Annotated in this window: 18 protein-coding genes; 9 read left to right on the top strand and 9 right to left on the bottom strand. The window is 70.3% G+C overall.

Annotation, left to right across the window (positions count from 1 at the left end; all coding sequences use genetic code 11):
- Window positions 1-64: 64 nt before the first annotated feature.
- Window positions 65-1735, bottom strand: a complete 1671-nt coding sequence (locus ACHBTE_RS09310) for a protein kinase (protein WP_394723089.1) — start codon at window positions 1733-1735, stop codon at window positions 65-67.
- Window positions 1736-2086: 351 nt separating this feature from the next.
- Here ACHBTE_RS09310 and ACHBTE_RS09305 point away from each other — a divergent pair, with 351 nt between their 5' ends.
- The 4 genes from ACHBTE_RS09305 (at window position 2087) to ACHBTE_RS09290 (ending at window position 7824) form a co-directional block, all read left to right on the top strand.
- Window positions 2087-3652: a protein kinase gene (locus tag ACHBTE_RS09305; RefSeq protein WP_394723088.1), complete on the top strand. Its 1566-nt coding sequence runs from the start codon at window positions 2087-2089 to the stop codon at window positions 3650-3652.
- A 561-nt stretch (window positions 3653-4213) separates the two neighbouring features.
- Complete coding sequence (pdhA, locus tag ACHBTE_RS09300) at window positions 4214-5392, top strand: pyruvate dehydrogenase (acetyl-transferring) E1 component subunit alpha (RefSeq protein WP_394723087.1); 1179 nt, start codon at window positions 4214-4216, stop codon at window positions 5390-5392.
- 1 nt (window position 5393) lies between these two features.
- Window positions 5394-6374, top strand: a complete 981-nt coding sequence (locus ACHBTE_RS09295; RefSeq protein WP_394723085.1) for an alpha-ketoacid dehydrogenase subunit beta — start codon at window positions 5394-5396, stop codon at window positions 6372-6374.
- 10 nt (window positions 6375-6384) lie between these two features.
- Entirely contained in the window at window positions 6385-7824 is a 1440-nt protein-coding gene (locus ACHBTE_RS09290; protein ID WP_394723084.1) for a dihydrolipoamide acetyltransferase family protein, read from the top strand.
- A 71-nt stretch (window positions 7825-7895) separates the two neighbouring features.
- Here ACHBTE_RS09290 and ACHBTE_RS09285 read toward each other — a convergent pair whose 3' ends face one another.
- On the bottom strand, window positions 7896-8744 hold the full coding sequence (locus ACHBTE_RS09285) for a D-alanyl-D-alanine carboxypeptidase family protein (protein ID WP_394723273.1): 849 nt from the start codon (window positions 8742-8744) through the stop codon (window positions 7896-7898).
- Between the two features lie 259 nt (window positions 8745-9003).
- Here ACHBTE_RS09285 and ACHBTE_RS09280 point away from each other — a divergent pair, with 259 nt between their 5' ends.
- Together ACHBTE_RS09280 and ACHBTE_RS09275 are read left to right on the top strand one after the other, a co-directional pair.
- On the top strand, window positions 9004-9666 hold the full coding sequence (locus ACHBTE_RS09280; RefSeq protein WP_394723083.1) for a GntR family transcriptional regulator: 663 nt from the start codon (window positions 9004-9006) through the stop codon (window positions 9664-9666).
- Entirely contained in the window at window positions 9663-10958 is a 1296-nt protein-coding gene (locus tag ACHBTE_RS09275) for a nitrate/nitrite transporter (RefSeq protein ID WP_394723081.1), read from the top strand. The genes ACHBTE_RS09280 and ACHBTE_RS09275 overlap by 4 nt, the downstream gene beginning before the upstream one ends.
- A gap of 25 nt (window positions 10959-10983) precedes the next feature.
- Here ACHBTE_RS09275 and ACHBTE_RS09270 read toward each other — a convergent pair whose 3' ends face one another.
- Together ACHBTE_RS09270 and ACHBTE_RS09265 are read right to left on the bottom strand one after the other, a co-directional pair.
- Window positions 10984-11781 (bottom strand): SAM-dependent methyltransferase, encoded by a 798-nt coding sequence (locus tag ACHBTE_RS09270; protein WP_394723080.1) that lies wholly within the window; start codon window positions 11779-11781, stop codon window positions 10984-10986.
- Window positions 11782-11913: 132 nt separating this feature from the next.
- The gene (locus tag ACHBTE_RS09265; RefSeq protein ID WP_394723078.1) at window positions 11914-12738 is read right to left on the bottom strand and encodes a maleylpyruvate isomerase family mycothiol-dependent enzyme; all 825 of its coding nucleotides are present in this window, start codon (window positions 12736-12738) and stop codon (window positions 11914-11916) included.
- A 191-nt stretch (window positions 12739-12929) separates the two neighbouring features.
- On the opposite strand from ACHBTE_RS09265, the gene ACHBTE_RS09260 reads away from it, so the two are divergent.
- The gene (locus tag ACHBTE_RS09260) at window positions 12930-13754 is read left to right on the top strand and encodes a carbon-nitrogen family hydrolase (RefSeq protein WP_394723076.1); all 825 of its coding nucleotides are present in this window, start codon (window positions 12930-12932) and stop codon (window positions 13752-13754) included.
- Window positions 13755-13851: 97 nt separating this feature from the next.
- Here ACHBTE_RS09260 and ACHBTE_RS09255 read toward each other — a convergent pair whose 3' ends face one another.
- Complete coding sequence (locus ACHBTE_RS09255; RefSeq protein ID WP_394723075.1) at window positions 13852-14349, bottom strand: LURP-one-related/scramblase family protein; 498 nt, start codon at window positions 14347-14349, stop codon at window positions 13852-13854.
- A gap of 96 nt (window positions 14350-14445) precedes the next feature.
- On the opposite strand from ACHBTE_RS09255, the gene ACHBTE_RS09250 reads away from it, so the two are divergent.
- Window positions 14446-16311, top strand: a complete 1866-nt coding sequence (locus ACHBTE_RS09250) for an NHL domain-containing thioredoxin family protein (protein ID WP_394723073.1) — start codon at window positions 14446-14448, stop codon at window positions 16309-16311.
- Here the strand turns inward: ACHBTE_RS09250 and ACHBTE_RS09245 are convergent.
- The 4 genes from ACHBTE_RS09245 to ACHBTE_RS09230 all read right to left on the bottom strand — a co-directional run bounded on the left by ACHBTE_RS09245 (window position 16299) and on the right by ACHBTE_RS09230 (window position 20839).
- Window positions 16299-16550: a DUF6458 family protein gene (locus ACHBTE_RS09245; protein ID WP_394723072.1), complete on the bottom strand. Its 252-nt coding sequence runs from the start codon at window positions 16548-16550 to the stop codon at window positions 16299-16301. The genes ACHBTE_RS09250 and ACHBTE_RS09245 overlap by 13 nt on opposite strands.
- 88 nt (window positions 16551-16638) lie before the next feature.
- Complete coding sequence (locus ACHBTE_RS09240) at window positions 16639-17934, bottom strand: M18 family aminopeptidase (RefSeq protein ID WP_394723071.1); 1296 nt, start codon at window positions 17932-17934, stop codon at window positions 16639-16641.
- 100 nt (window positions 17935-18034) lie between these two features.
- Window positions 18035-19861, bottom strand: a complete 1827-nt coding sequence (locus ACHBTE_RS09235) for an acyl-CoA dehydrogenase (RefSeq protein WP_394723070.1) — start codon at window positions 19859-19861, stop codon at window positions 18035-18037.
- Window positions 19862-19987: 126 nt separating this feature from the next.
- Entirely contained in the window at window positions 19988-20839 is an 852-nt protein-coding gene (locus ACHBTE_RS09230) for an intradiol ring-cleavage dioxygenase (protein ID WP_394723069.1), read from the bottom strand.
- Window positions 20840-21020: 181 nt separating this feature from the next.
- Between ACHBTE_RS09230 and ACHBTE_RS09225 the strand changes: the two genes are divergently transcribed.
- Entirely contained in the window at window positions 21021-21503 is a 483-nt protein-coding gene (locus tag ACHBTE_RS09225) for an SseB family protein (RefSeq protein ID WP_394723068.1), read from the top strand.
- Window positions 21504-21543: the final 40 nt, after the last annotated feature.

The following is a 21543-nucleotide window of genomic DNA, read 5'->3' as shown; positions in this document are numbered from 1 at the left end:
GGCAGCGGTTGCTGCCGGGCCCTTTCTACGTCACCGCGCCGTGCACGTCACCGTGCCGTGGCCGTCACTCCGGATTGCCCGTCGAGACCTCGAACGTCATCTCCGGCGGGTCGTCCGGGTCGAAGCTGAACCGCGTCTTGGGCGACTGCTTCAGCACGGTGCCCTGGCCGAAGGTGTTCTCGTTCTTGTCGATCTTCTCGTACTCCCACCCGGCGGCCTTGAGGCATGCCTCGACCGAGGGCCAGTACTTGTACGAGAAGTCGGGCATCTCCACCTGGTCGGGGTCGCTGTACGACTCGGAGGGCTCGGTGCACTCGGTCGTCTCGACCGTCTTCGAGCTGTCCCCTTCCCGGTGTCCCGGGGCCTTCGTCACCTCGGACGTCGCCGTCGAGCCGCCGCCGCCCCCCTTGTCATCGGTCCCGCCGCCCTTCAGTGACAGCGCCACGATCAGGCCGCCCACCGCGACGATGGACACGATGATCGAGCCGATGACGACGGGCCGGTTGTTCCTGCCGCCCGAAGTGCGCTGCGGCTGCGGGGCGATGGTGTACGGCGGCGGGGTCGCGTGGCCCGGCTGCGGGGAGTACGAGGCCGGCGGCGGGGTCTGGTAGCCGGGCCCGGGCTGCTGCGGGTAGCCGTAGGCCGGCGAGGGCATCGACGGCGGCGGGGTGCCGTAGGGATTCGGGCCCGGAGCCGGCGTCTGCGCGGGGTTCGGGTTCGGGTGATTCGGCTGGTACGGCGTCTGCACCGGGCCCGAGGCCGGGGGCGTCTGGCCGACCGGCGGGAACACCGAGGCCCCGACGCCCTGGCCGCTCTGCGTCTGCGCGCCCGGCACGATGCTCGGCGGGGCCGCCTGGAAGGACGCGGCCACCCGCAGGCACTCGTCACGCATGGACTCGGCGCTCGGGAAACGCTCGTTCGGATTCTTCTTCAGCGCACGGGCGATCAGCGCGTCCACGGCCGGCGGCAGCGCGCTGTTGATGGAGGACGCGGCCACCGGCTCCTCCTGCACATGCGCGTAGGCGATCGCCAGGGGCGAGTCCGCGTCGAACGGCAGGCGCCCGGTGACCAGTTGGAACAGCATGATGCCCACGGAGTACAGGTCGGAGCGGGCGTCCACGGCCCGGCCCAGCGCCTGCTCCGGCGAGAGGTACTGGGGGGTGCCGACCACCATGCCGGTCTGTGTCATCGACGTCACACCGGACTGCATGGCGCGCGCGATGCCGAAGTCCATCACCTTGACGACGCCGCGCTTGGTCATCATCACGTTGCCCGGCTTGATGTCCCGGTGGACCAGCCCCGACTCATGGCTGATCTCCAGGGCCGCGAGCACATCCGCGGTGATCTTCAGCGCCTTGTCGGCGGGCACCGCGCCGTGCTGCCGTACGTCCTCGTCGAAGACGGAACTGAGCGGCCGGCCCTCGATGTACTCCATGACGATGTACGGCGTCGTCATCCCGTCGAGGGTGTCCTCGCCGGTGTCGAAGACCGAGACGATGTTGGTGTGCGTGAGCTTCGCCACGGACTGTGCCTCGCGGCGGAAGCGTTCGCGGAACGCCTGCTCGCGGCCGAGCTCGGTGTGCAGCGTCTTGATCGCGACCTGCCGGTCGAGCACGGAGTCGTACGCGAGATGCACCGAGGCCATGCCGCCCTCGCCGAGCAAGTCGCGCAGCTGATACCGGCCGCCGGCGACTGCCCGCCCCGCGTACCGGCCCTGCGCGCCGTCCTGGCTCATGTTCTGCGTCCCCCGTAGCCTCTTGGGCGCCTGCGATCGTGGTGGATCAGGTGATCCGAATGATCCAATGTGCTATTCCCGGCCAAGTCTGCCCCACGGCACTGACAGGTCAAGCGGGGTGCCCGTTCCGTGACCGTACGCGAAAGAAGCGCCGCGCAAGCGTTACAGGGGCGGTACGGCCGGTACACAGAATTTGCACGAGGAGTCGGGATACCGGTTTGATGGCCGGTCCGCCTCCGGCCGGTCGGGGCGACCGTCTCGGACCGACGGCTTGCGCGGAGGCTGTAGCGTGGCCGACGGAGACCGTAACAACACCGCGCGCACCGCGGGCAGAAACGACGGCGAGGACTGATGGAGCAGCAGCAGCGCGCTCAGGGCCCGTCCGACCCCGAGGCGGCTGGCGGCGGTATGTCAGACGCGCCGGAAATGTGGGGTAATGGCGGACTTGTCGGGGACGGCCGTTATCGGCTGACCCGCAGACTCGGCCGGGGCGGGATGGCCGAGGTGTTCGCGGCCGAGGACGTGCGTCTCGGACGCACCGTGGCGGTCAAGCTGCTGCGTTCCGACCTCGCCGAGGACCCGGTCTCCAAGGCCCGCTTCACGCGCGAGGCGCAGTCGGTCGCCGGCCTCAACCACCACGCGATCGTCGCCGTGTACGACTCCGGCGAGGACCGCGTGAACGGCCAGTCCGTGCCGTACATCGTGATGGAGATCGTCGAGGGCCGCACGATCCGCGACCTGCTCCTCAACGCCGAGGCGCCCGGCCCCGAGCAGGCCCTGATCATCGTCTCCGGTGTCCTGGAGGCGCTCGCCTATTCGCACCAGCACGGCATCGTGCACCGCGACATCAAGCCCGCCAACGTCATCATCACCAACAACGGCGCCGTGAAGGTGATGGACTTCGGCATCGCCCGTGCCCTGCACGGCGCGCAGTCGACGATGACCCAGACCGGCATGGTCATGGGCACGCCCCAGTACCTGTCGCCGGAGCAGGCGCTCGGCAAGGCGGTCGACCACCGCTCCGACCTGTACGCCACCGGCTGTCTGCTCTACGAACTCCTCGCGCTGCGCCCGCCCTTCACCGGCGAGACCCCGCTGTCGGTGGTCTACCAGCACGTCCAGGACATCCCGACCCCGCCGTCCGAGGTCTCCGACGCCACACCGCCGGAGCTCGACGGCCTGGTCATGCGCTCGCTCGCCAAGGAGCCGGACGACCGCTTCCAGACGGCCGAGGAGATGCGCGGCCTCGTCCAGTACGGCCTCCAGATGCTGTACGACCAGGGCGGCCACACCGGCACCTGGAACACCGGCCCGGTGACGATGCACGAGGGCCGGCACACCCCGGCGGGCGGCCTTGCCCACACCACCGTCATGGGTCACCCCGGCGACCCCGGCTCCGGCACGACGCAGATCCCGCAGCCGATCCTGCCCTCCGGCTACGGCAACGGGGACGACGGCGGCTTCGAGGGCCGCGGCAACAAGGGCAGCGGTCGCGGCAAGCTGTGGATCCTGGCCGTCCTCGCGGTGATCGCGATCGCCGCGGGTGTCGCGCTGGCGCTGAACAAGGGCGGCGGCAACGACCCCGGCGGGGGGACCACACAGGAGCCGACCACCTCGCAGACCCAGGACGAGGACAAGGCCACCGAGGACCCGACCGACGAGGTGACCCAGGACCCGACCGACGAGGTCACCGACGACGGCGGCGACACGGGCACCGATCCGGACTACACGCCGTCGGACGAACCCACGTACGAGCCGACGCAGCCGGAGACGCAGGACCCGACCTCCGAGCCGACGGACGATCCGACGACCACCGAGCCGACGGACGACCCGACGACCACCGAGCCGACGGACGACCCGACGACCACCGAGCCGACGGACGACCCGACGGCCCCGACGGGCGGCGGCGAAGGCTGACCGGCGGTGCCCCTGTGAGGCACTCGTCCCGCCGAGAACACCCCACGCGCGCGTGCGGCCCCCGAACGGGCTCCACGCGCGCGTGGCGTTTGCACCCGAGTGCGCGTGCACCCCAGAGCGCGTGCACCCGAGAGCGCGATGGCCGGAATCGGCCCCCCTCGCCGAACACCCGAACGGCCTCCTCGGGCGCTCCGAAGTCATGATCCACCGCGAAAGTCGCACCCGGCTGCTCTTCCCGTGACCTGGGTCACCGATATAACGTGCCGTTGTTCCGGCCCCCTGCAAGGCTGTGACCAGGACTTGTTCCAGACTTTCGCGATTTACTTGGAAATCCAAGCAAAAACGCAGGTCAGGAGGGGTTTCACAGAAATGTGGAGCACTGGGTAACGTGCCTGTTGCAGGGCGCTCGCCGGGGCACCTGTCACGCCTGTCCCCACTGAGCCGCACCCCACCCCGTGCGTCCGAGGGCCGCAGGTGAGCCGCTCCCCCAGGCCCTGAACGAGCTGGGGGGACCCCAGGCACCCGGCGAACCCGGGATGCCGGACCGACGGAGGAGCACACGTGACCGTGGAGAGCACTGCTGCGCGACAGCCGCGACGCAGCGCCGGTACCAAGAGCACGGCCGGCAAGCGCACGACCGCAAAGAAATCGCCAGGCACCGACCCCGAACTCGTTCAGCTGCTGACGCCCGAGGGCAAGCGCGTCAAGAACGCCGAGTTCGACAAGTACGTCGCCGGCATCACCCCCGAAGAGCTCCGCGGCCTCTACCGCGACATGGTGCTCACCCGCCGCTTCGACGCCGAGGCCACCTCCCTGCAGCGCCAGGGCGAGCTGGGCCTGTGGGCGTCGCTGCTCGGCCAGGAGGCCGCCCAGATCGGCTCCGGCCGGGCCACCCGCGAGGACGACTACGTCTTCCCGACCTACCGCGAGCACGGCGTCGCCTGGTGCCGCGGGGTCGACCCGGCCAATCTGCTCGGCATGTTCCGCGGCGTGAACAACGGCGGCTGGGACCCGAACAGCAACAACTTCCAGCTCTACACGATCGTCATCGGCTCCCAGACGCTGCACGCCACCGGCTACGCCATGGGCATCGCCAAGGACGGCGCGGACAGCGCGGTGATCGCCTACTTCGGCGACGGCGCCTCCAGCCAGGGCGACGTCGCGGAGTCCTTCACCTTCTCCGCGGTCTACAACGCCCCCGTGGTGTTCTTCTGCCAGAACAACCAGTGGGCGATCTCCGAGCCGACCGAGAAGCAGACCCGGGTGCCGCTCTACCAGCGTGCGCAGGGCTTCGGCTTCCCCGGCATCCGCGTCGACGGCAACGACGTGCTGGCGTGCCTGGCCGTGACGAAGTGGGCGCTGGAGCGTGCCCGCAGCGGCGAGGGGCCGACGCTGGTCGAGGCGTACACGTACCGCATGGGCGCCCACACCACCTCCGACGACCCGACCCGCTACCGCCACGACGAGGAGCGTCAGGCCTGGGAGGCGAAGGACCCGATCCTGCGCCTGCGCGCCTATCTCGAGGCTTCAAACCACGCGGACGAGGGATTCTTCGCGGAACTGGAGACCGAGAGCGAAGCGTTGGGCAAACGAGTGCGCGAGGCGGTCCGTGCCATGCCGGACCCGGACCACTTCGCCATCTTCGAGAACGTGTACGCGGACGGGCACGCGCTCGTCGACGAGGAGCGCGCCCAGTTCGCCGCCTACCAGGCGTCGTTCGCGGACGTAGAGGGGGCCTGACATGGCAGCGGAAAAGATGGCTCTGGCCAAGGCGATCAACGAGTCGCTGCGCCGCGCCCTGGACACGGACCCCAAGGTCCTCGTCATGGGCGAGGACGTCGGCAAGCTCGGCGGCGTCTTCCGCGTGACGGACGGCCTCCAGAAGGACTTCGGCGAGAGCCGGGTCATCGACACCCCGCTCGCCGAGTCGGGCATCGTCGGCACCGCGATCGGTCTGGCCCTGCGCGGTTACCGGCCGGTCGTGGAGATCCAGTTCGACGGCTTCGTCTTCCCGGCGTACGACCAGATCGTCACGCAGCTCGCGAAGATGCACGCCCGCTCGCTGGGCAAGGTCAAGCTGCCCGTCGTCGTCCGGATCCCCTACGGCGGTGGCATCGGCGCGGTCGAGCACCACTCGGAGTCCCCGGAGTCGCTCTTCGCGCACGTGGCGGGCCTGAAGGTCGTCAGCCCGTCGAACGCGTCGGACGCCTACTGGATGATGCAGCAGGCCATCCAGAGCGACGACCCGGTGATCTTCTTCGAGCCCAAGCGGCGCTACTGGGACAAGGGCGAGGTCACCACCGACGCGATCCCGGGCCCGCTGCACAAGGCCAAGGTGGTGCGCGAGGGCGCGGACCTCACGCTGGCCGCGTACGGCCCGATGGTGAAGCTCTGCCAGGAGGTCGCCGACGCGGCGGCCGAGGAGGGCCGCAGCCTGGAGGTCCTGGATCTGCGCTCGGTCTCCCCGATCGACTTCGACTCCATCCAGGCGTCCGTGGAGAAGACCCGGCGTCTGGTCGTGGTCCACGAGGCCCCGGTGTTCTTCGGCTCGGGTGCGGAGATCGCCGCCCGGATCACGGAGCGCTGCTTCTACCACCTGGAGGCCCCGGTGCTGCGGGTGGGCGGCTATCACGCCCCGTATCCGCCGGCGCGTCTGGAGGAGGAGTACCTGCCGGGCCTGGACCGGGTGCTCGACGCCGTCGACCGTGCCCTGGCGTACTGAGGAGAGGGTCGTGACGACGATGACACAAGCGTCCGTGCGCGAGTTCAAGATGCCCGACGTGGGCGAGGGACTCACGGAGGCCGAGATCCTCAAGTGGTACGTCCAGCCGGGCGACACGGTCACCGACGGCCAGGTGGTCTGCGAGGTCGAGACGGCCAAGGCGGCCGTCGAGCTGCCCATCCCGTACGACGGGGTGGTCCGCGAGCTGCACTTCCCCGAGGGCACCACGGTGGACGTCGGTACGTCGATCATCGCGGTGGACGTGGCGGGCGGGGCGGCCCCCGCGGCCACGGCACCCGGGGCCGAGGCACCGGCCTCGGCGCCGGCCGCGCAGCCTGAGGCTCCGCAGGAAGAGCCCAAGACGGAGGGATCCGGCCGCCAGCCGGTGCTCGTCGGCTACGGCGTGGCCACGTCCTCGACGAAGCGCCGCCCGCGCAAGGGCGCCGAGGCCCCGCGCCAGGAGGCCCCGGCCGCGGCGCAGGCCCTTCAGTCGGAGATGAACGGCCACGGCCCCGCCGGAACCCTCGCGCCGCCCCGGCCGCTGGCCAAGCCGCCGGTGCGCAAGCTCGCGAAGGACCTGGGCGTCGACCTGGCCACGGTGACCCCGACCGGCCCCGACGGCATCATCACCCGCGAGGACGTCCACGCGGCGGTGGCCCCGCAGGCCCCGGCCGCCCAGCCGGTGCCGCAGGCAGCCCCGGCCGCCGCCCCCGTCGCCGCCCCGGCGCCGGTGGCCGCGCACGACACGGCGCGCGAGACCCGTATCCCGGTCAAGGGAGTCCGCAAGGCCACCGCCGCGGCGATGGTCGGCTCGGCGTTCACGGCGCCGCATGTCACGGAATTCGTGACGGTGGACGTGACCCGGACGATGAAGCTGGTCGAGGAGCTCAAGGGGGACAAGGAGTTCGCGGGCCTGCGCGTGAACCCCCTGCTGCTGATCGCCAAGGCGCTGCTGGTCGCGATCAAGCGCAACCCGGACGTCAACGCGTCCTGGGACGAGGCCAACCAGGAGATCGTGCAGAAGCACTACGTCAACCTGGGCATCGCCGCGGCGACCCCGCGGGGTCTGATCGTCCCGAACATCAAGGACGCCCACGCCAAGACGCTCCCGCAACTGGCGCAGGCGCTGGGCGAGTTGGTGTCGACGGCACGGGACGGCAAGACCAGCCCCGCGGCGATGCAGGGCGGCACGGTCACCATCACCAACGTCGGCGTCTTCGGCGTCGACACCGGCACCCCGATCCTCAACCCCGGCGAGTCCGCGATCCTCGCGGTCGGCGCGATCAAGCTCCAGCCGTGGGTCCACAAGGGCAAGGTGAAGCCGCGTCAGGTCACCACGCTGGCACTCAGCTTCGACCACCGTCTGGTGGACGGCGAGCTGGGCTCCAAGGTGCTGGCCGACGTGGCGGCGATCCTGGAGCAGCCGAAGCGGCTGATCACCTGGGCGTGAGCCGGCGGCGGTAGCGAGAAGGGGCGGTCACTGGTCGAGTGACCGCCCCTTCCGCTTGCGATGCGCGCGCGTCAGCTGATCTTGGCGTAGCCGTAGTTGATGAGCTTCTTCACGTCCTCCGTGCGCTTGGCCTCCGAGGCGGCCGTGAGCACGGTTCCCATGACCGACTCGCCGTTCTTCGTGGCGGCGAAGACGAGGCAGTACTTGGACTCGCTGCCGGAGCCGGTCTTCACGCCGAGCGTGCCGTTCCAGCCGAGCAGCGTGTTGGTGTTCTTCCACGCCTGCATCGTGCGGATGGAGCCGGTCTTCGTGATCGTCTTGGCCGTGTACGACTTCGTCTTCACGACCGTCTTGAAGGTGGAGCTCTTCATCGCGCTGCGGGCGAGCTTGGTCAGGTCGCGCGGCGTCGAGTAGTTGGAGCCGTTGCTGATGCCGTCGAACGAGTCGAAGTGCGTGTTCGTCATGCCCAGGCTCTTGGCCATGGTGTTCATCTTGCCGATGAAGTTCTTGGTGCGGGCCTTGACCGTGGAGCCGGAACCGAACTTGTCGGCGAGGGTCATCGCGGCGTCGCAGCCGGACTTGAGCATCATCCCGTAGAGCAGCTGACGGACGGTGACCTTGTCACCGACGATCAGGCTGGCCGACGAGGCACCCTGGGAGACGATGTAGTCGCTGACCTCCTTCCTTATCGTCACCTTGGTGTCGAGGTTCAGGTTCGACTGCGAGAGCACGACCTTGGCGGTCATGATCTTCGTCGTCGACGCGGTGAGCCGCTTGGTGTCGGCGGACTTGGTGAAGAGGGTCTTGCCGTTCGCGCTGTTCATCACGAACCCGCCCTTGGCATTGATGCTGGGCGTCGTCACGGCCTGCGCGGGTGCCGCGGTGAGAGCTCCGGTCGCGAGCACCGCTCCCGTCGTCACGGCGACGGCCGCGGCTCTGCGGATACGGAAGCTCTTGTTGGCGCTTATCAACTGAAATACCCCGATTGCGTCGAATGCCCCTGGGTGCGGCCGAGAGAGGAGGGGGGAAGACAGGCGGGCCGCACGTGTTGTGACACGTAACTAGCACAGAAGGTTGTGCGGCAGCCGGGGCGGGATCACCCGGTTGGCCTCATGGCCGCCCCCGTCCGGATGCTGGACCCGCCCCGCCTTGAGTGCGTGTTGTATCTATGCTGTGCGCATGTCTGCCGCCACGACCTCGTCCCTCAAGCAGCCGCCCGCCGCCGACCGTGTCTACAGCCACGTCAAACAGGGTGTGCTGGAGCGCAGTTACGAGGGCGGGACGCTGCTGACCGAGGGCGAGCTCGCGGAGGCCGTGGGCGTCTCGCGCACGCCGGTGCGGGAGGCACTGCTGCGGCTGGAGGTCGAAGGGCTGATCAAGCTCTACCCGAAGAAGGGAGCGCTGGTCCTGCCGGTCTCCGCGCAGGAGATCAAGGACGTGGTGGAGACGCGGATGCTCGTCGAGGAGTACGCGGCGCGCAAGGCCGTCCCCGCGCCCCCCGGACTCATCGAGCGCCTGGAGGAACTGCTCGCCCGTCAGAAGGCCCAGGCCGCCGCCGGCGACCTCGCGGGGGCCGCCGTCACGGACCGGTGCTTCCACGCCGAGATCGTCCGCAGCGGCGGCAACGAGATCCTGTCGCGGCTCTACGACCAACTGCGCGACCGCCAACTGCGCATGGGCGTCGCCGTGCTGCACTCCCACCCCGACCGGATCGCCAAGACCCTCGCCGAGCACGAGGAGATCCTGCAAGCACTGCGCTCCGGCGACTCCCGGGCCGCGGTCGGCCTCGTCCACCGGCACATCGACTGGTTCTCGCACCTCGCGCGGGGTGAGGAGCGATGAAGCCCCCCGCACTGCCCGGCGACCCCCCGGGCGGCCGGCGTGCCGTCGCCGTCTGGGGCATCGGCGTCTCGGTGTACTTCGTTGCCGTCATCTTCCGTACGTCCCTGGGCGTCGCCGGACTGGACGCCGCCGACCGCTTCGACGTCAACGCCTCGGCGCTGTCGACGTTCTCGATCCTCCAACTGCTCGTGTACGCGGGCATGCAGATACCCGTCGGCCTGCTGGTCGACCGGCTCGGCACCAAGAAGGTGCTGACCCTCGGCGTCGTGCTGTTCACGGCGGGCCAACTGGGCTTCGCCTTCTCACCGTCGTACGGCACCGCCCTCGCCTCCCGCGCGCTGCTGGGCTGCGGGGACGCGATGACGTTCATCAGCGTGCTGCGGCTGGGCACCCGCTGGTTCCCCGCCCGGCGCGGACCGCTGATCGCACAGCTCGCCGGCCTCGTCGGCATGGCGGGCAACCTCGTCTCCACACTGGTGCTGGCCCGGCTGCTGGACGGGGTGGGCTGGACGGCGGCGTTCGCGGGCAGCGCGGGCGCGGGAGCCGTCGTACTGGTGCTGTTGCTGCTGTTCCTGAAGGACCACCCCGAGGGCCACGAGCCGGAACCGGTCCCGCATCAGGGCACCGCGTACGTACGGCGCCAGATCGCCGCGTCCTGGCGGGAGCCTGGCACCCGGCTGGGCCTGTGGGTGCACTTCACCACGCAGTTCCCCGCCATGGTGTTCCTGCTGCTGTGGGGACTGCCCTTCCTGATCGAGGCGCAGGGGCTGTCGCGCGCGACGGCCGGTGCCCTGCTCACCCTCGTCGTCCTGTCGAACATGGTCGTCGGCCTGGTCTACGGCCAGGTCGTCGCCCGCCACCACGAGGCGCGGCTGCCGCTGGCGCTCGGCACCGTGACGGCGACGGCGGTGGTGTGGGCGACGACCCTGGCCTGGCCCGGCGCCACGGCGCCGATGTGGCTGCTCATCGTGCTGTGCGCGGTGCTCGGGGCCTGTGGTCCGGCCTCGATGATCGGCTTCGACTTCGCGCGCCCCGCGAACCCGCCGGAGCGGCAGGGCACGGCGTCCGGCATCACCAACATGGGCGGCTTCGTCGCCTCGATGACCACGCTCTTCGCGGTCGGGGTGCTGCTGGACGCGACGGGGGACGACTACTCCGTCGCCTTCTCGGCGGTCTTCGCGCTCCAGGCGCTGGGCGTCGGCCAGATCCTGCGGCTGCGCGAGCGGGCGGCCCGCAGGGAGCGGGAACGGCTGGTCGCCAGCCGGGTGGAGACGGTGCACGTTCCCGCGTGAGCCGACGCTGCGGCAGGGCCCCGCGCTACCGGGCCGGGACGAGCGTGAGGTAAGCGAGGTTCAGTACGCCCCGATAGCTCATCCACTGGGCGCGATGGCGGTCCAGACGCTCACGTGTCTCGGCCGCGCGCGGATGGTCCGGATGCTCGGCCAGCCAGATCTCGGCGTCCGCCTGGTACGCCGACTCGAACTCCTCCCACTCGTCGAGGCTCGCCGTCTCGGTCCACTCCGGGCGGAAACCGGCCTCGACCGCGAGATCCAGCAGGGTCGCCAGGTCGTGATGGTCCGTGGCGGTGGCCTGCGGCCACATGCCGGAGAGTTCGGCGGGGGACGGGGTGCGCTCCCAGAAGCCCTCGCCCAGCAGGACGCGGCCACCGTCGGTGACCAGGCGGCGCAGCGCGCGCAGGGCCTCGGTGGTGTGCTGCGGCGTCGGGGCCGTGCTCAGGGCCTGGCTCGCTCCGACGCACAGGACGAGGTCGGCAGGCCCGCGCGAGGTTCCCAGGGCGGACTCCTCGACGAATTCGGCCCGTTGCGCCAGACCTCTGGCCTCGGCGCTGCGGCGTCCACGGGCCAGGTCCTCGCCCTTGATGTCGATGCCGACGCCCTTCGCCCCGGGTGCGGCGGCCAGCACACGCAGCATCAACTCGCCCCAGCCGCAGCCGATGTCCAGGACCGTGGCAGGGTTCGTACGGGTCAGCCGCTCGACCAACCTTCGCGCCCTTGCCTCGGACAGCGGGCCGTGGAAGGCCAGGCGGGTCAGACTCGGCGGTTCGTCGGTACGGGGGCCGGGGGCGGCCTCGGTTTCGCTTGTCGTCTCGGTCACGGCAAGCACGCTAATCGCGTGCCGCCCGCCGCCGACAACGAATTTCGGGCCGCCACCCCCCGGCAGCCGGCGCCTGAACGGCGCCCAGGGCGCTGTCACGGCCGTTCGCTCCGGCCGCTGCCGCGCCTGCTCCTACGGCGTGACGGTGAAGTTGCGCAGGATCGCCGTCGTCAGGTCCGTGTCGCCCTCCGTCTTCAGCCGGTCCGCCACCGCCTCCGGCGTGATACGCCCGCAGGCCAGACGGACGTACGTCTCCCAGTCGAGGGTGAGGGTGGCGGCGGGGCCCAGGGCGGGGGCCGTTTCCAGGGAGCCGCGGCCCTGGATGTCGATGCGGATCGTGCGCAGGAACTCGACGGGGCCGTGGACGTCGATGACGATCGCCGAGCTGCGCGGAGCTCCGGCCTTGGTCGCGACGACCTCGGGCAGCCGGCCGAGCAGGACGTCACGGGCCACCAGCGCACCGGGGGAGTCGAGGTTGCCGGGACGGCCGAGGGCGGTGCGCAGATCCTGTTCGTGGACCCAGACGTCGAAGGCGTGGGTCCGCATCGCCTCTTCGAGGGTGAGCTCCGCACCGAGCGGGCCGCGCACCTTGGTGCCGGGGTCGCGGGAGTCGTTCCGCAGCTGGCGGTTGCGGCGGATGATCGTGTACTCCAGCTCGGACGTCATCTCCGGCGCCGTGTGGTGGCGGCGGACGTCGACCTGCATCTCCATGTAGCGCTGCTGGTCGTTGGTGACGTGGAAGAGGTCACGCGGCAGCGTGTGGATGGGGCGCGGGTCGCCGAGCATCTCGCAGTCCAGGCCGATGACATGGGACACCACGTCACGGACCGACCAGCCGGGGCAAGGGGTGCGCCGGTTCCATTCGCCCTCCACGAGCGGCGTCACCAGCTCGGATATCGCTTCGATGGAGTGGGTCCAGGCGTCGGCGTAGGGCTGGAGGGTGGGATGCAGACTCACGGAACGGGACCCCTCGGCGGTTGGTACGTCGGTACGCGGGCAGGTTGTGGCGTCGGTGCCAGGTGGGAGGCGGCTGCTGTCGGCGGGTGTCTCGGAACGCTAAGTTACGCTGCTGTGAGGCACCCCGGCAGTGCTTTCGTGTGACGATCGTAGGCCCGTGTGGACGACTCGAATGCCAGGACGGTGGTAGTGTGCGCGCCTCTCTGCTCCAGATCGACGTCAACGAGGGCGAATCGGTCGAATCGCGCCGTGTGCGTGTAGCCGCCCTCGTCCGGGATCAGGCCGGATCGGCCGACCTGGTCGTCCTGCCCGAACTGTGGACCACCGGCGCATTCGCCTACGAGCAGTTCGGCACCGAGGCCGAGCCGCTCGAAGGGCCGACGTACGAGGTGATGGCGAAGGCCGCGAGCGACGCCGGCGTATGGCTGCACGCGGGCTCGATCCCCGAGCGGGATCCGGAAGGACCGCTCTACAACACCTCCCTCGTCTTCTCCCCGTCCGGGGACCTGGTCGCCGCCTACCGCAAGATCCATCGCTTCGGCTTCGACAAGGGCGAGGCCGTGCTGATGGGCGCGGGCGAGGAACTGGTCACGTTCCGCATGCCCGGACCGCACGGCAAGACGGGTGAGACCGGCACCACCGTCGGTGTGGGCACCTGCTACGACCTCCGTTTCCCCGAACTCTTCCGCGCTCTCGTCGACGCCGGCGCCGAGACCCTGGTCGTCCCGGCGGGCTGGCCGGAGCGCCGCCGGGCGCACTGGACGCTGCTGGCTCAGGCGCGGGCGGTGGAGAACCAGGCGTTCGTGCTCGCCTGTGGAACGGCCGGGACGCACGCGGGAGTTCCGCAGGCCGGTCACTCGATCGTGGTGGATCCCTGGGGCGAGGTGCTGGCCGAGGCCGGCGCCGGCGAGCAGGTCCTCACGGTGGAGTTCGACCCGGGCAAGGTCGCCGCGACACGGGACCAGTTCCCCGCGCTGAAGGACCGGGTCCTGGGGCTGGCGGCGCCGCGTCGCTGAGGGGCGCACGGGTCGCTGAGGCGCCCACCGGTCGCCGAGGGGGCACAGGTCGCCGAGAGGGCACCGCACCGGTCGCCGAGTACGACCCTGCTCACCCTCAGTCGTCAGCGTGCTCCTTCTCCGCCAGATGGATCACGCACACCGCCACCGCGATCAGCAGCGTGGGATCGGCGTCGTCCCGTACGACGTCCACGCCGTACGTCTCCCGCACATGCAGCCACCGCCGGGACACGACGGCCAGCAGTTCGCCCTCGTACTCGACGGCGAACTCCCGGTCGAGGATCTTGCCGCTGACGTCGAGCTCCGTACTGCCGTCCGCCAGCGACACCCGGTAGTGGTTGCGCAGCAGCGACAGCCGCTTGCGGCGGATCTTCGCGAGCGGCTCGCCGTCCCGCTCGATCACCATCGTGTCGCGCAGGGAGAGCATCTTCTGGTGGATGTCGATGAGGACCCGCCCCTGGGTGTCCTTCAGCTCGAAGGTGTCCCGCAGCCGCATCGCCTTGCCGTCCACGAGGTAGACCTTGTTGCCCTGGTCGTCCTCGATCCAGTAGTCGTCACCGATGCCGAGGAGCCGGTCGCGCACGAGGAATCTCATGGGACGAGCCGTTCCCCACGGCCCGGCCCCGCACGCCGTCCGTAGGCCGAGGGGCTGAGCCCGCCGCCTGTCCGACCCGTGTGATTGGCTGGAAGCATGGCAAAGCGCGTACGTGTCCGCGCCCCCGAGCTGGTGGGCAGGGGCGGCTGGATCAACACCGGCGGCGAGGAGCTCGCTCTGGCGAAGCTCCGGGGTCGCATCGTGATCGTTGATTTTTGGACATTCTGCTGCGTGAACTGCCTCCATGTCCTCGACGAGCTGCGCGAGCTGGAGCAGAAGCACCGGGACACCGTGGTGGTCGTCGGCGTGCACTCGCCGAAGTTCGTGCATGAGGCCGAGCACCAGGCGGTCGTCGACGCCGTGGAGCGGTACGAGGTCGAGCATCCCGTGCTGGACGACCCCGAGCTCGCCACCTGGAAGCAGTACGCGGTGCGGGCCTGGCCGACGCTCGTGGTGATCGACCCCGAGGGTTATGTCGTCGCGCAGCACGCCGGTGAGGGGCATGTGCACGCCATCGAGCGCCTGGTGACGGAGCTGGAGGCCGAGCACGAGGTCAAGGGCACCCTGCGGCGCGGCGACGGCCCGTACGTGGCGCCGGAGCCGGAGCCGACGGTGTTGCGGTTCCCGGGCAAGGCACTGCTGCTGCCGTCGGGGAACTTCCTGGTCAGCGACACGACCCGGCATCAGCTGGTGGAGCTGGCGGCGGACGGGGAGACGGTCGTGAGGCGGATCGGCTCCGGCACGCGCGCGCTGGCCGACGGCCCGGCGGACTCGGCGGCCTTCAACGAGCCGCAGGGCCTCGCCCTCCTCGACGACACCGCGGCCGTCGTCGCCGACACCGTCAACCACGCCCTGCGCCGCCTCGACCTCGGCACCGGAGAGGTCACCACGCTCGCCGGAACCGGCAGACAGTGGTGGCAGGGCTCGCCCACCTCGGGCCCCGCGTGCGAGGTGGACCTGTCGTCACCGTGGGACGTGGCGGTCTTCGGCGCGCGGGTGTGGATCGCCATGGCCGGCGTCCACCAGCTGTGGGCGTACGACCCGGACACCGGCACGGTGGCCGTCACCGCCGGCACCACCAACGAGGGGCTCGTCGACGGCCCCGCCGACGAGGCCTGGTTCGCCCAGCCGTCGGGCCTCGCTGCGACGCCCGAGCGGCTGTGGCTGGCCGACTCGGAGACCTCGGCGCTGCGCTGGGTCGACCTGGACGGCACGGTCCACACCGCCGTCGGCACCGGTCTGTTCGACTTCGGCCACCGCGACGGCGCCGCCGGACAGGCCCTGTTGCAGCACCCGTTGGGGGTCACCGCCCTGCCCGACGGCTCGGTCGCGATCAGCGACACCTACAACCACGCGCTGCGCCGCTACGACCCCACGACCGGCGAGGTCACCACCCTGGCCACGGATCTGCGGGAGCCGTCCGACGCGGTTCTGGCCGGGGACGACCTCGTGGTCGTGGAGTCGGCCCGGCACCGGCTGACCCGGCTGCGGCTGCCGGAGGAGGCCGTACGCGTCGAGGCGGTCGCGCACCGCACCCGGCGCGCCGCCACCGAAGTGGCGCCCGGCAGACTCCACCTGGATGTGATCTTCCAGGCGCCCGCGGGCCAGAAGCTCGACACCCGGTACGGCCCCTCGACCCGGCTGCTGGTCTCCGCCACCCCGCCTGAGCTGCTGCGCGCGGGCGAGGGCGCGGGGACCGGCCTCTCCCGCGCCCTCGACCTCGACCCGTCCGTGGCGGAGGGCGTCCTGCATGTCTCCGCGATGGCCGCGTCCTGCGACGACGACCCGGCTGGGGGCACCTCCCGGTCGAAGACTGGGGGAGAGTACCCGGCCTGCCATGTCCACCAGCAGGACTGGGGCGTGCCGGTCCGCCTCACCGCGGGCGGCGCGGACCGTCTCCCGCTGGTGCTCGCCGGGATGGACGGTTCGGCCGGTGACATGACGGACGCTCAGGCGCCGTAGCCGTTGCTGTAGCCGTCCCTGCGATGGTGGTGTCCCTCTTCGCCGACCACGGGCGTCGTCGGTGGCACCACCACACGCCTGCGCCGGGCGATGCTGCTGAACGTCGTGACGCCGATCAGCCCCACGATCATCAAGATGATCCCGACCAGGTCGAGGTTGACCCCCTCCATGTCCCAGTCGGTCGCGAACGTGAGGATGGCTCCCGCGGCGATGAGGATGATGCATCCGCCGAGGCCCATGAGTGTCGCCTCCCTGTCCGGACCGGTCGTTCCGGTCCGGGCGGCCGGGTACCCCGGTCGGCGTCACTCATGCGACCGGTGTCGCGAACTACCCCTCCAGAAACGCCACCAGAGCGTTCGCCAGCAGCCACGGGTCGTCCACGCCGCACAACTCCCGGGCGCTGTGCATGGAAAGGATCGCCACGCCGATGTCGACGGTCCTGATGCCGTGCCGGGCCGCGGTGATCGGGCCGATGGTGGTGCCGCAGGGCATGGAGTTGTTGGAGACGAAGGACTGGAAGGGCACGTCCGCCTGCTCGCAGGCCGCCGCCCACACCGCCCGGCCCGAACCGTCGGTCGCGTAGCGGTTGTTGACGTTCACCTTCAGGATCGGCCCGCCGTTGACGCGCGGGTGGTGCGTCGGGTCGTGGCGCTCGGCGTAGTTGGGGTGGACCGCGTGGCCGGTGTCGGAGGACAGGCAGACGGTACCCGCGAAGGCCCGCGCCCGGTCCTCGTACGAGCCGCCGCGGGCGAACACCGAACGCTCCAGGACGCCGCCCAGCAGCGGCCCGTCGGCGCCCGTGTCGCTCTGTGAGCCGTTCTCCTCGTGGTCGAAGGCGGCCAGCACCGGGATGTACGACGGCCCGGTGCCGGAGCTCGCGACCGCGGCCAGCGCCGCGGTGCCCGCGTGCACCGAGAGCAGGTTGTCCATGCGCGGGCCGGCGACCAGCTCCTTGTCCCGGCCCAGGTACGCCGGCGGCTCCACGGAGTGGACCATCAGGTCCCAGCCGGTGGCCTCGCCCGCCGCGAGTCCCGCCGTCTCCTCCAGGAAGGCGATCAGGTCGCCGTCGCGTACGTCGCCGAGGCCCCAGACCGGCTGGAGGTGGCGCTGCTTGTCGAGTTTGAGGCCCTCCGCCGACACCGAGCGGTCCAGGTGGATGGCGAGCTGGGGCACGCGCAGAAGTGGCCGGTCCACGTTCACCAGCCGCGTCGAGCCGTCCCGCAGCGTCAGCCGGCCGGCCAGGCCGAGATCGCGGTCGAGCCAGGAGTTCAGCAGCGGTCCGCCGTAGATCTCCACGGCGACCTGCCGCCAGCCGTGCGCCCCGCTGTCGGGCAGCGGCTTCACCCGCAGATTGGGGGAGTCCGTGTGCGCGCCGACGATCCGGAACGGCGTGTGGGGCGCCGCTCCTTCGGGCACGTACCAGGCCACGATCGCGCCACCGCGCAGCACGTACTTGCCGCCGCTCGTCCCGTCCCAGGCGTCCGTCTCCGCGACCTGCCGGAAGCCGGCCTTCTCCAGCCGCTCGGCGGTGTTCGCCACGGCGTGGTACGGCGACGGGCTCGCCGCCAGGAAGGACATCAGGTCGTCGGTGTGGCCGCGGTCGAAGCGGGGGGGTGCGCTCATGGGGTTCACCTTAACGACGTACGAGGGCCCGCTCCCGTTGAAGGGGAGCGGGCCCTCGTGAGGGCTTCGTGGATTGTCCGTCAGTGACGGGAACGAGCGGTCAGAAGGACGCCTCGTCCAGCTCCATCAGGTCCAGCTCGACGTTCTCGGCGAGCTTGCGGGCCCCCGTGACGCCCGGCAGGACGTTGGCCGCGAAGAACTTCGCCGCCGCGATCTTGCCCTGGTAGAACGCCTTGTCCTTGTTGGAGGCGGTCGGCAGCTTCTCGGCGGCGACCGCCGCGCCCTTGAGCAGCAGGTAGCCGACGACGACGTCACCGGAGGCCATCAGCAGCCGGGTGGTGTTCAGGCCCACCTTGTAGATGTTCTTGACGTCCGACTCGGTGGCCGCGAGGTCGGTCAGCATCAGACCGACGATGGCCTCCAGCTCCACGGCCGCCTTGGCGAGCTGCTCGCGGGCCGCGCCGAGCTCCTCGCCGCCCTCGCCGAGCGCCAGGAACTTCTTGATGTCCTCGGCGAGCGAGTTCAGCGCGGCGCCCTGGTTGCGGACGATCTTCCGGAAGAAGAAGTCCTGGCCCTGGATCGCGGTGGTGCCCTCGTAGAGGGTGTCGATCTTGGAGTCCCGGATGTACTGCTCGATCGGGTACTCCTGGAGGAAGCCGGAGCCGCCGAAGGTCTGGAGCGACTGCGCGAGCTGCTCGTAGCCCTTCTCGGAGCCGTAGCCCTTGACGATGGGCAGCAGCAGGTCGTTCAGCGCGTGCTCGGCGGAGACGTCCTCGCCGGCCGCCTCCTTGACCGCGATGGCGTCCTGCACCGACGCCGTGTAGAGCACCAGCGCGCGCATGCCCTCGGCGTACGCCTTCTGCGTCATCAGCGAGCGGCGCACGTCCGGGTGGTGGGTGATGGTGACCTTGGGCGCGGTCTTGTCCATGAAGTTCGCCAGGTCGGGACCCTGGACGCGCTCCTTGGCGTACTCCAGCGCGTTCAGATAGCCCGTCGACAGCGTGGAGATCGCCTTCGTGCCGACCATCATGCGGGCGAACTCGATGATGCGGAACATCTGGCGGATGCCGTCGTGCTTGTCGCCGATCAGCCAGCCCTTGGCGGGGTGCTGGTCGCCGAAGGTCATCTCGCAGGTGTTGGAGGCCTTCAGGCCCATCTTGTGCTCGACGTTCGTGGCGTAGACGCCGTTGCGCTCGCCCAGCTCGCCGGTCTCGAAGTCGAAGAGGTACTTCGGGACCATGAAGAGGGACAGGCCCTTGGTGCCGGGGCCGGCACCCTCGGGACGCGCGAGGACGTAGTGGAGGATGTTCTCCTCCATGTCGTGCTCACCGGACGTGATGAAGCGCTTGACGCCCTCGATGTGCCAGGAGCCGTCCGCCTGCTGGACCGCCTTGGTGCGGCCGGCGCCCACGTCGGAGCCGGCGTCCGGCTCGGTGAGCACCATGGTGGAGCCCCAGGTCCGCTCGACCGCGATCTGCGCGATCTTCTTCTGGACGTCGTTGCCCTCGTCGTAGAGGATCCCGGCGAACGCCGGGCCGGAGGAGTACATCCACACGGCCGGGTTCGAGCCGAGGATCAGCTCCGCGTACGACCAGATCAGGGACGGCGGGGCTATGGTGCCGCCGATGGCCTCGGGCAGGCCCAGACGCCAGTACTCGGAGTCCATGAAGGCCTTGTAGCTCTTCTTGAAGGACGCCGGGACGGGCGCGGTGTTGGTCTCGGGGTCGAAGACCGGCGGGTTGCGGTCGGCGTCGATGAAGGACTCGGCCAGCTCGTTCTCGGCCAGCCGCGTCAGCTCCTCGAGGATGCTCTTCGCGGTCTCGACGTCCATCTCCTCGAACGGACCCGTGCCGTACAGCTTGTCGCGGCCGAGTACTTCGAACAGGTTGAACTCGATGTCGCGCAGATTGGACTTGTAGTGCCCCATGGTCGGCTCCGTAGAGGGATCGGCGAGGCACTTGGATCCTCGCGCTCGTTCACATACCAACAAGTAGCTACGATGATGCTACCCGTCAGTAATAAGACGCAACCCCGATCCGTTATCTGTGACAGGTCACACCGGAACCGTCAGTGTGGCCGTGTAGCCGTCCGTCACATCGCCCCTCAGCGTCGCCATCTGCTGCTCGTGGCCGTCGCTGAAGACCCCGTCCCGCTCCAGGGAGAGCCGCCCCAGGTTCCGCACGCTGCGCTCGTAGCCGTCCGTGGCGTAGACCGTCTCGCAGACGTCCTTGGGGAAAGCGAGCTGCGAGGTGTTGGTGATCGCCTCGGCGGCCGTGGCGTCGGCGAGGCTGCCGTAGACCTCGAAGTGGATGTGCGGCCAGCGGCCGGCGTAGCAGCCGGGGAAGACGCTGGTGAAGGTGACCCGGCCCCGGTCGTCGGTCTCCTGGACGCCGCGCAGGTAGTTCTCGTCCGTGACGCCCTCCGAGTACAGGGAGTACCTGCCCTCCCGGTCGCAGTGCCAGATGTAGACGGCGGCGCCCTTCTTCGGGGTGCCGCAGCCGGAGGCGGCGTCGACGACCGTGAGCGTGACGGTCAGGGGCACGCCCTGCGCGGTGCCGCCCGCGGAGTCCCCGAAGCTCCCGGTGATGTCGTCGCGGACGACACCGCTCTCCTTCAGGACGTTCACACCGCCCGATCCGTCGCCGGGAAAGGGGCCGGCGGTCTCCTCGGGGATGGTCGCGCACTGGGCGGACGAGGAGCTGCCGGAGGAACCGGCCGCCGACGAGGCGGAGGAGGTGTTCGTGGAGGAGGACGCCGAGGTGCCCTCGTCCGTGGTGCACCCCGCCAGCGGGATCATCCCCGCCCCCGCCATCAGCCCGATCATGCGGCGCCGGGCGAGGACGGGAAGGTCGTGACCGAGCCCTCGGTCGTGCTCGTGGACCTCGTCGTCGTGCTGTCGGTGCATGGCTGTCCCCTTGCTCATGTGCTGCCGCCTGCCGGTGCTCGCCCCGGCACGGCCGACGCTATGAGCGGCAGCTGTGGGAAGCCAGGGCACGCGCTGTCGGGTGGCTGTCGAGTCGCTGTCGGTTCTGCCAGGACACCGGTACGGCCCCGCCCTCCCGGCCGCTCTCGGTACGCTTGCGCCCATGTATGGATACGGCCAGCCCATGGACGGGGGCGCTGCACAGCAGCAGTACGCCACGCCGCAGCAGCCCATGGCAGGTGGCGTCGGCGGGTACGGCCAGCAGCCGCCGCTCTACCCCGAGCCGTCCCCGCCCTCGCTCGCGGACGCGGTGCGGGCCTTCACCACCGGGCAGATGTCCGCCGAGGACTTCCAGCAGGTCTTCGCGACGTCCAAGGTCTACTGCCCGCGCGGTGACAACCCGGGCTTCCTCGCCCTGCACAACACCCAGCAGCCGGTGATCCCGATGTTCACCTCGCTCAAGGAGCTGCGGCGGTACGCGGGCAAGGAGTCCAAGTACTTCGTCATCACCGGCGCCGAGGTGATCGACCTGCTGCCGACCGGCTACGGCTTCGTCGTCGACATGGAGGGCGAGCACCGCATGGTCTTCGACGCGAAGGCCGTGGAGCAGATGGTCGAGTTCGCGATGCGCCGGATGTACGGGTAGCGCCGCACGGGGTTCCGCCCCGGGTCGCGCGGCGTCTGCG

Source organism: Streptomyces sp. M41 (assembly GCF_043673425.1).
Classification (GTDB): Bacteria; Actinomycetota; Actinomycetes; order Streptomycetales; family Streptomycetaceae; genus Streptomyces.
Note: the sequence above shows the minus strand (reverse complement) of the source record. Positions and strands in the feature narration are given on the sequence as shown.

Bases quoted from the DNA above. Each gene is read 5' to 3' on its own strand.
- ACHBTE_RS09295 (WP_394723085.1), top strand. From the start codon at position 5,394: ATGGCAGCGGAAAAGATGGCTCTGGCCAAGGCGATCAACGAGTCGCTG.
- ACHBTE_RS09255 (WP_394723075.1), bottom strand. From the start codon at position 14,349: ATGAGATTCCTCGTGCGCGACCGGCTCCTCGGCATCGGTGACGACTAC.
- ACHBTE_RS09310 (WP_394723089.1), bottom strand. From the start codon at position 1,735: ATGAGCCAGGACGGCGCGCAGGGCCGGTACGCGGGGCGGGCAGTCGCC.
- ACHBTE_RS09240 (WP_394723071.1), bottom strand. From the start codon at position 17,934: ATGAGCGCACCCCCCCGCTTCGACCGCGGCCACACCGACGACCTGATG.
- ACHBTE_RS09280 (WP_394723083.1), top strand. From the start codon at position 9,004: ATGTCTGCCGCCACGACCTCGTCCCTCAAGCAGCCGCCCGCCGCCGAC.
- ACHBTE_RS09275 (WP_394723081.1), top strand. From the start codon at position 9,663: ATGAAGCCCCCCGCACTGCCCGGCGACCCCCCGGGCGGCCGGCGTGCC.
- ACHBTE_RS09250 (WP_394723073.1), top strand. From the start codon at position 14,446: ATGGCAAAGCGCGTACGTGTCCGCGCCCCCGAGCTGGTGGGCAGGGGC.
- ACHBTE_RS09235 (WP_394723070.1), bottom strand. From the start codon at position 19,861: ATGGGGCACTACAAGTCCAATCTGCGCGACATCGAGTTCAACCTGTTC.
- ACHBTE_RS09305 (WP_394723088.1), top strand. From the start codon at position 2,087: ATGGAGCAGCAGCAGCGCGCTCAGGGCCCGTCCGACCCCGAGGCGGCT.
- ACHBTE_RS09230 (WP_394723069.1), bottom strand. From the start codon at position 20,839: ATGCACCGACAGCACGACGACGAGGTCCACGAGCACGACCGAGGGCTC.
- ACHBTE_RS09245 (WP_394723072.1), bottom strand. From the start codon at position 16,550: ATGGGCCTCGGCGGATGCATCATCCTCATCGCCGCGGGAGCCATCCTC.
- ACHBTE_RS09225 (WP_394723068.1), top strand. From the start codon at position 21,021: ATGTATGGATACGGCCAGCCCATGGACGGGGGCGCTGCACAGCAGCAG.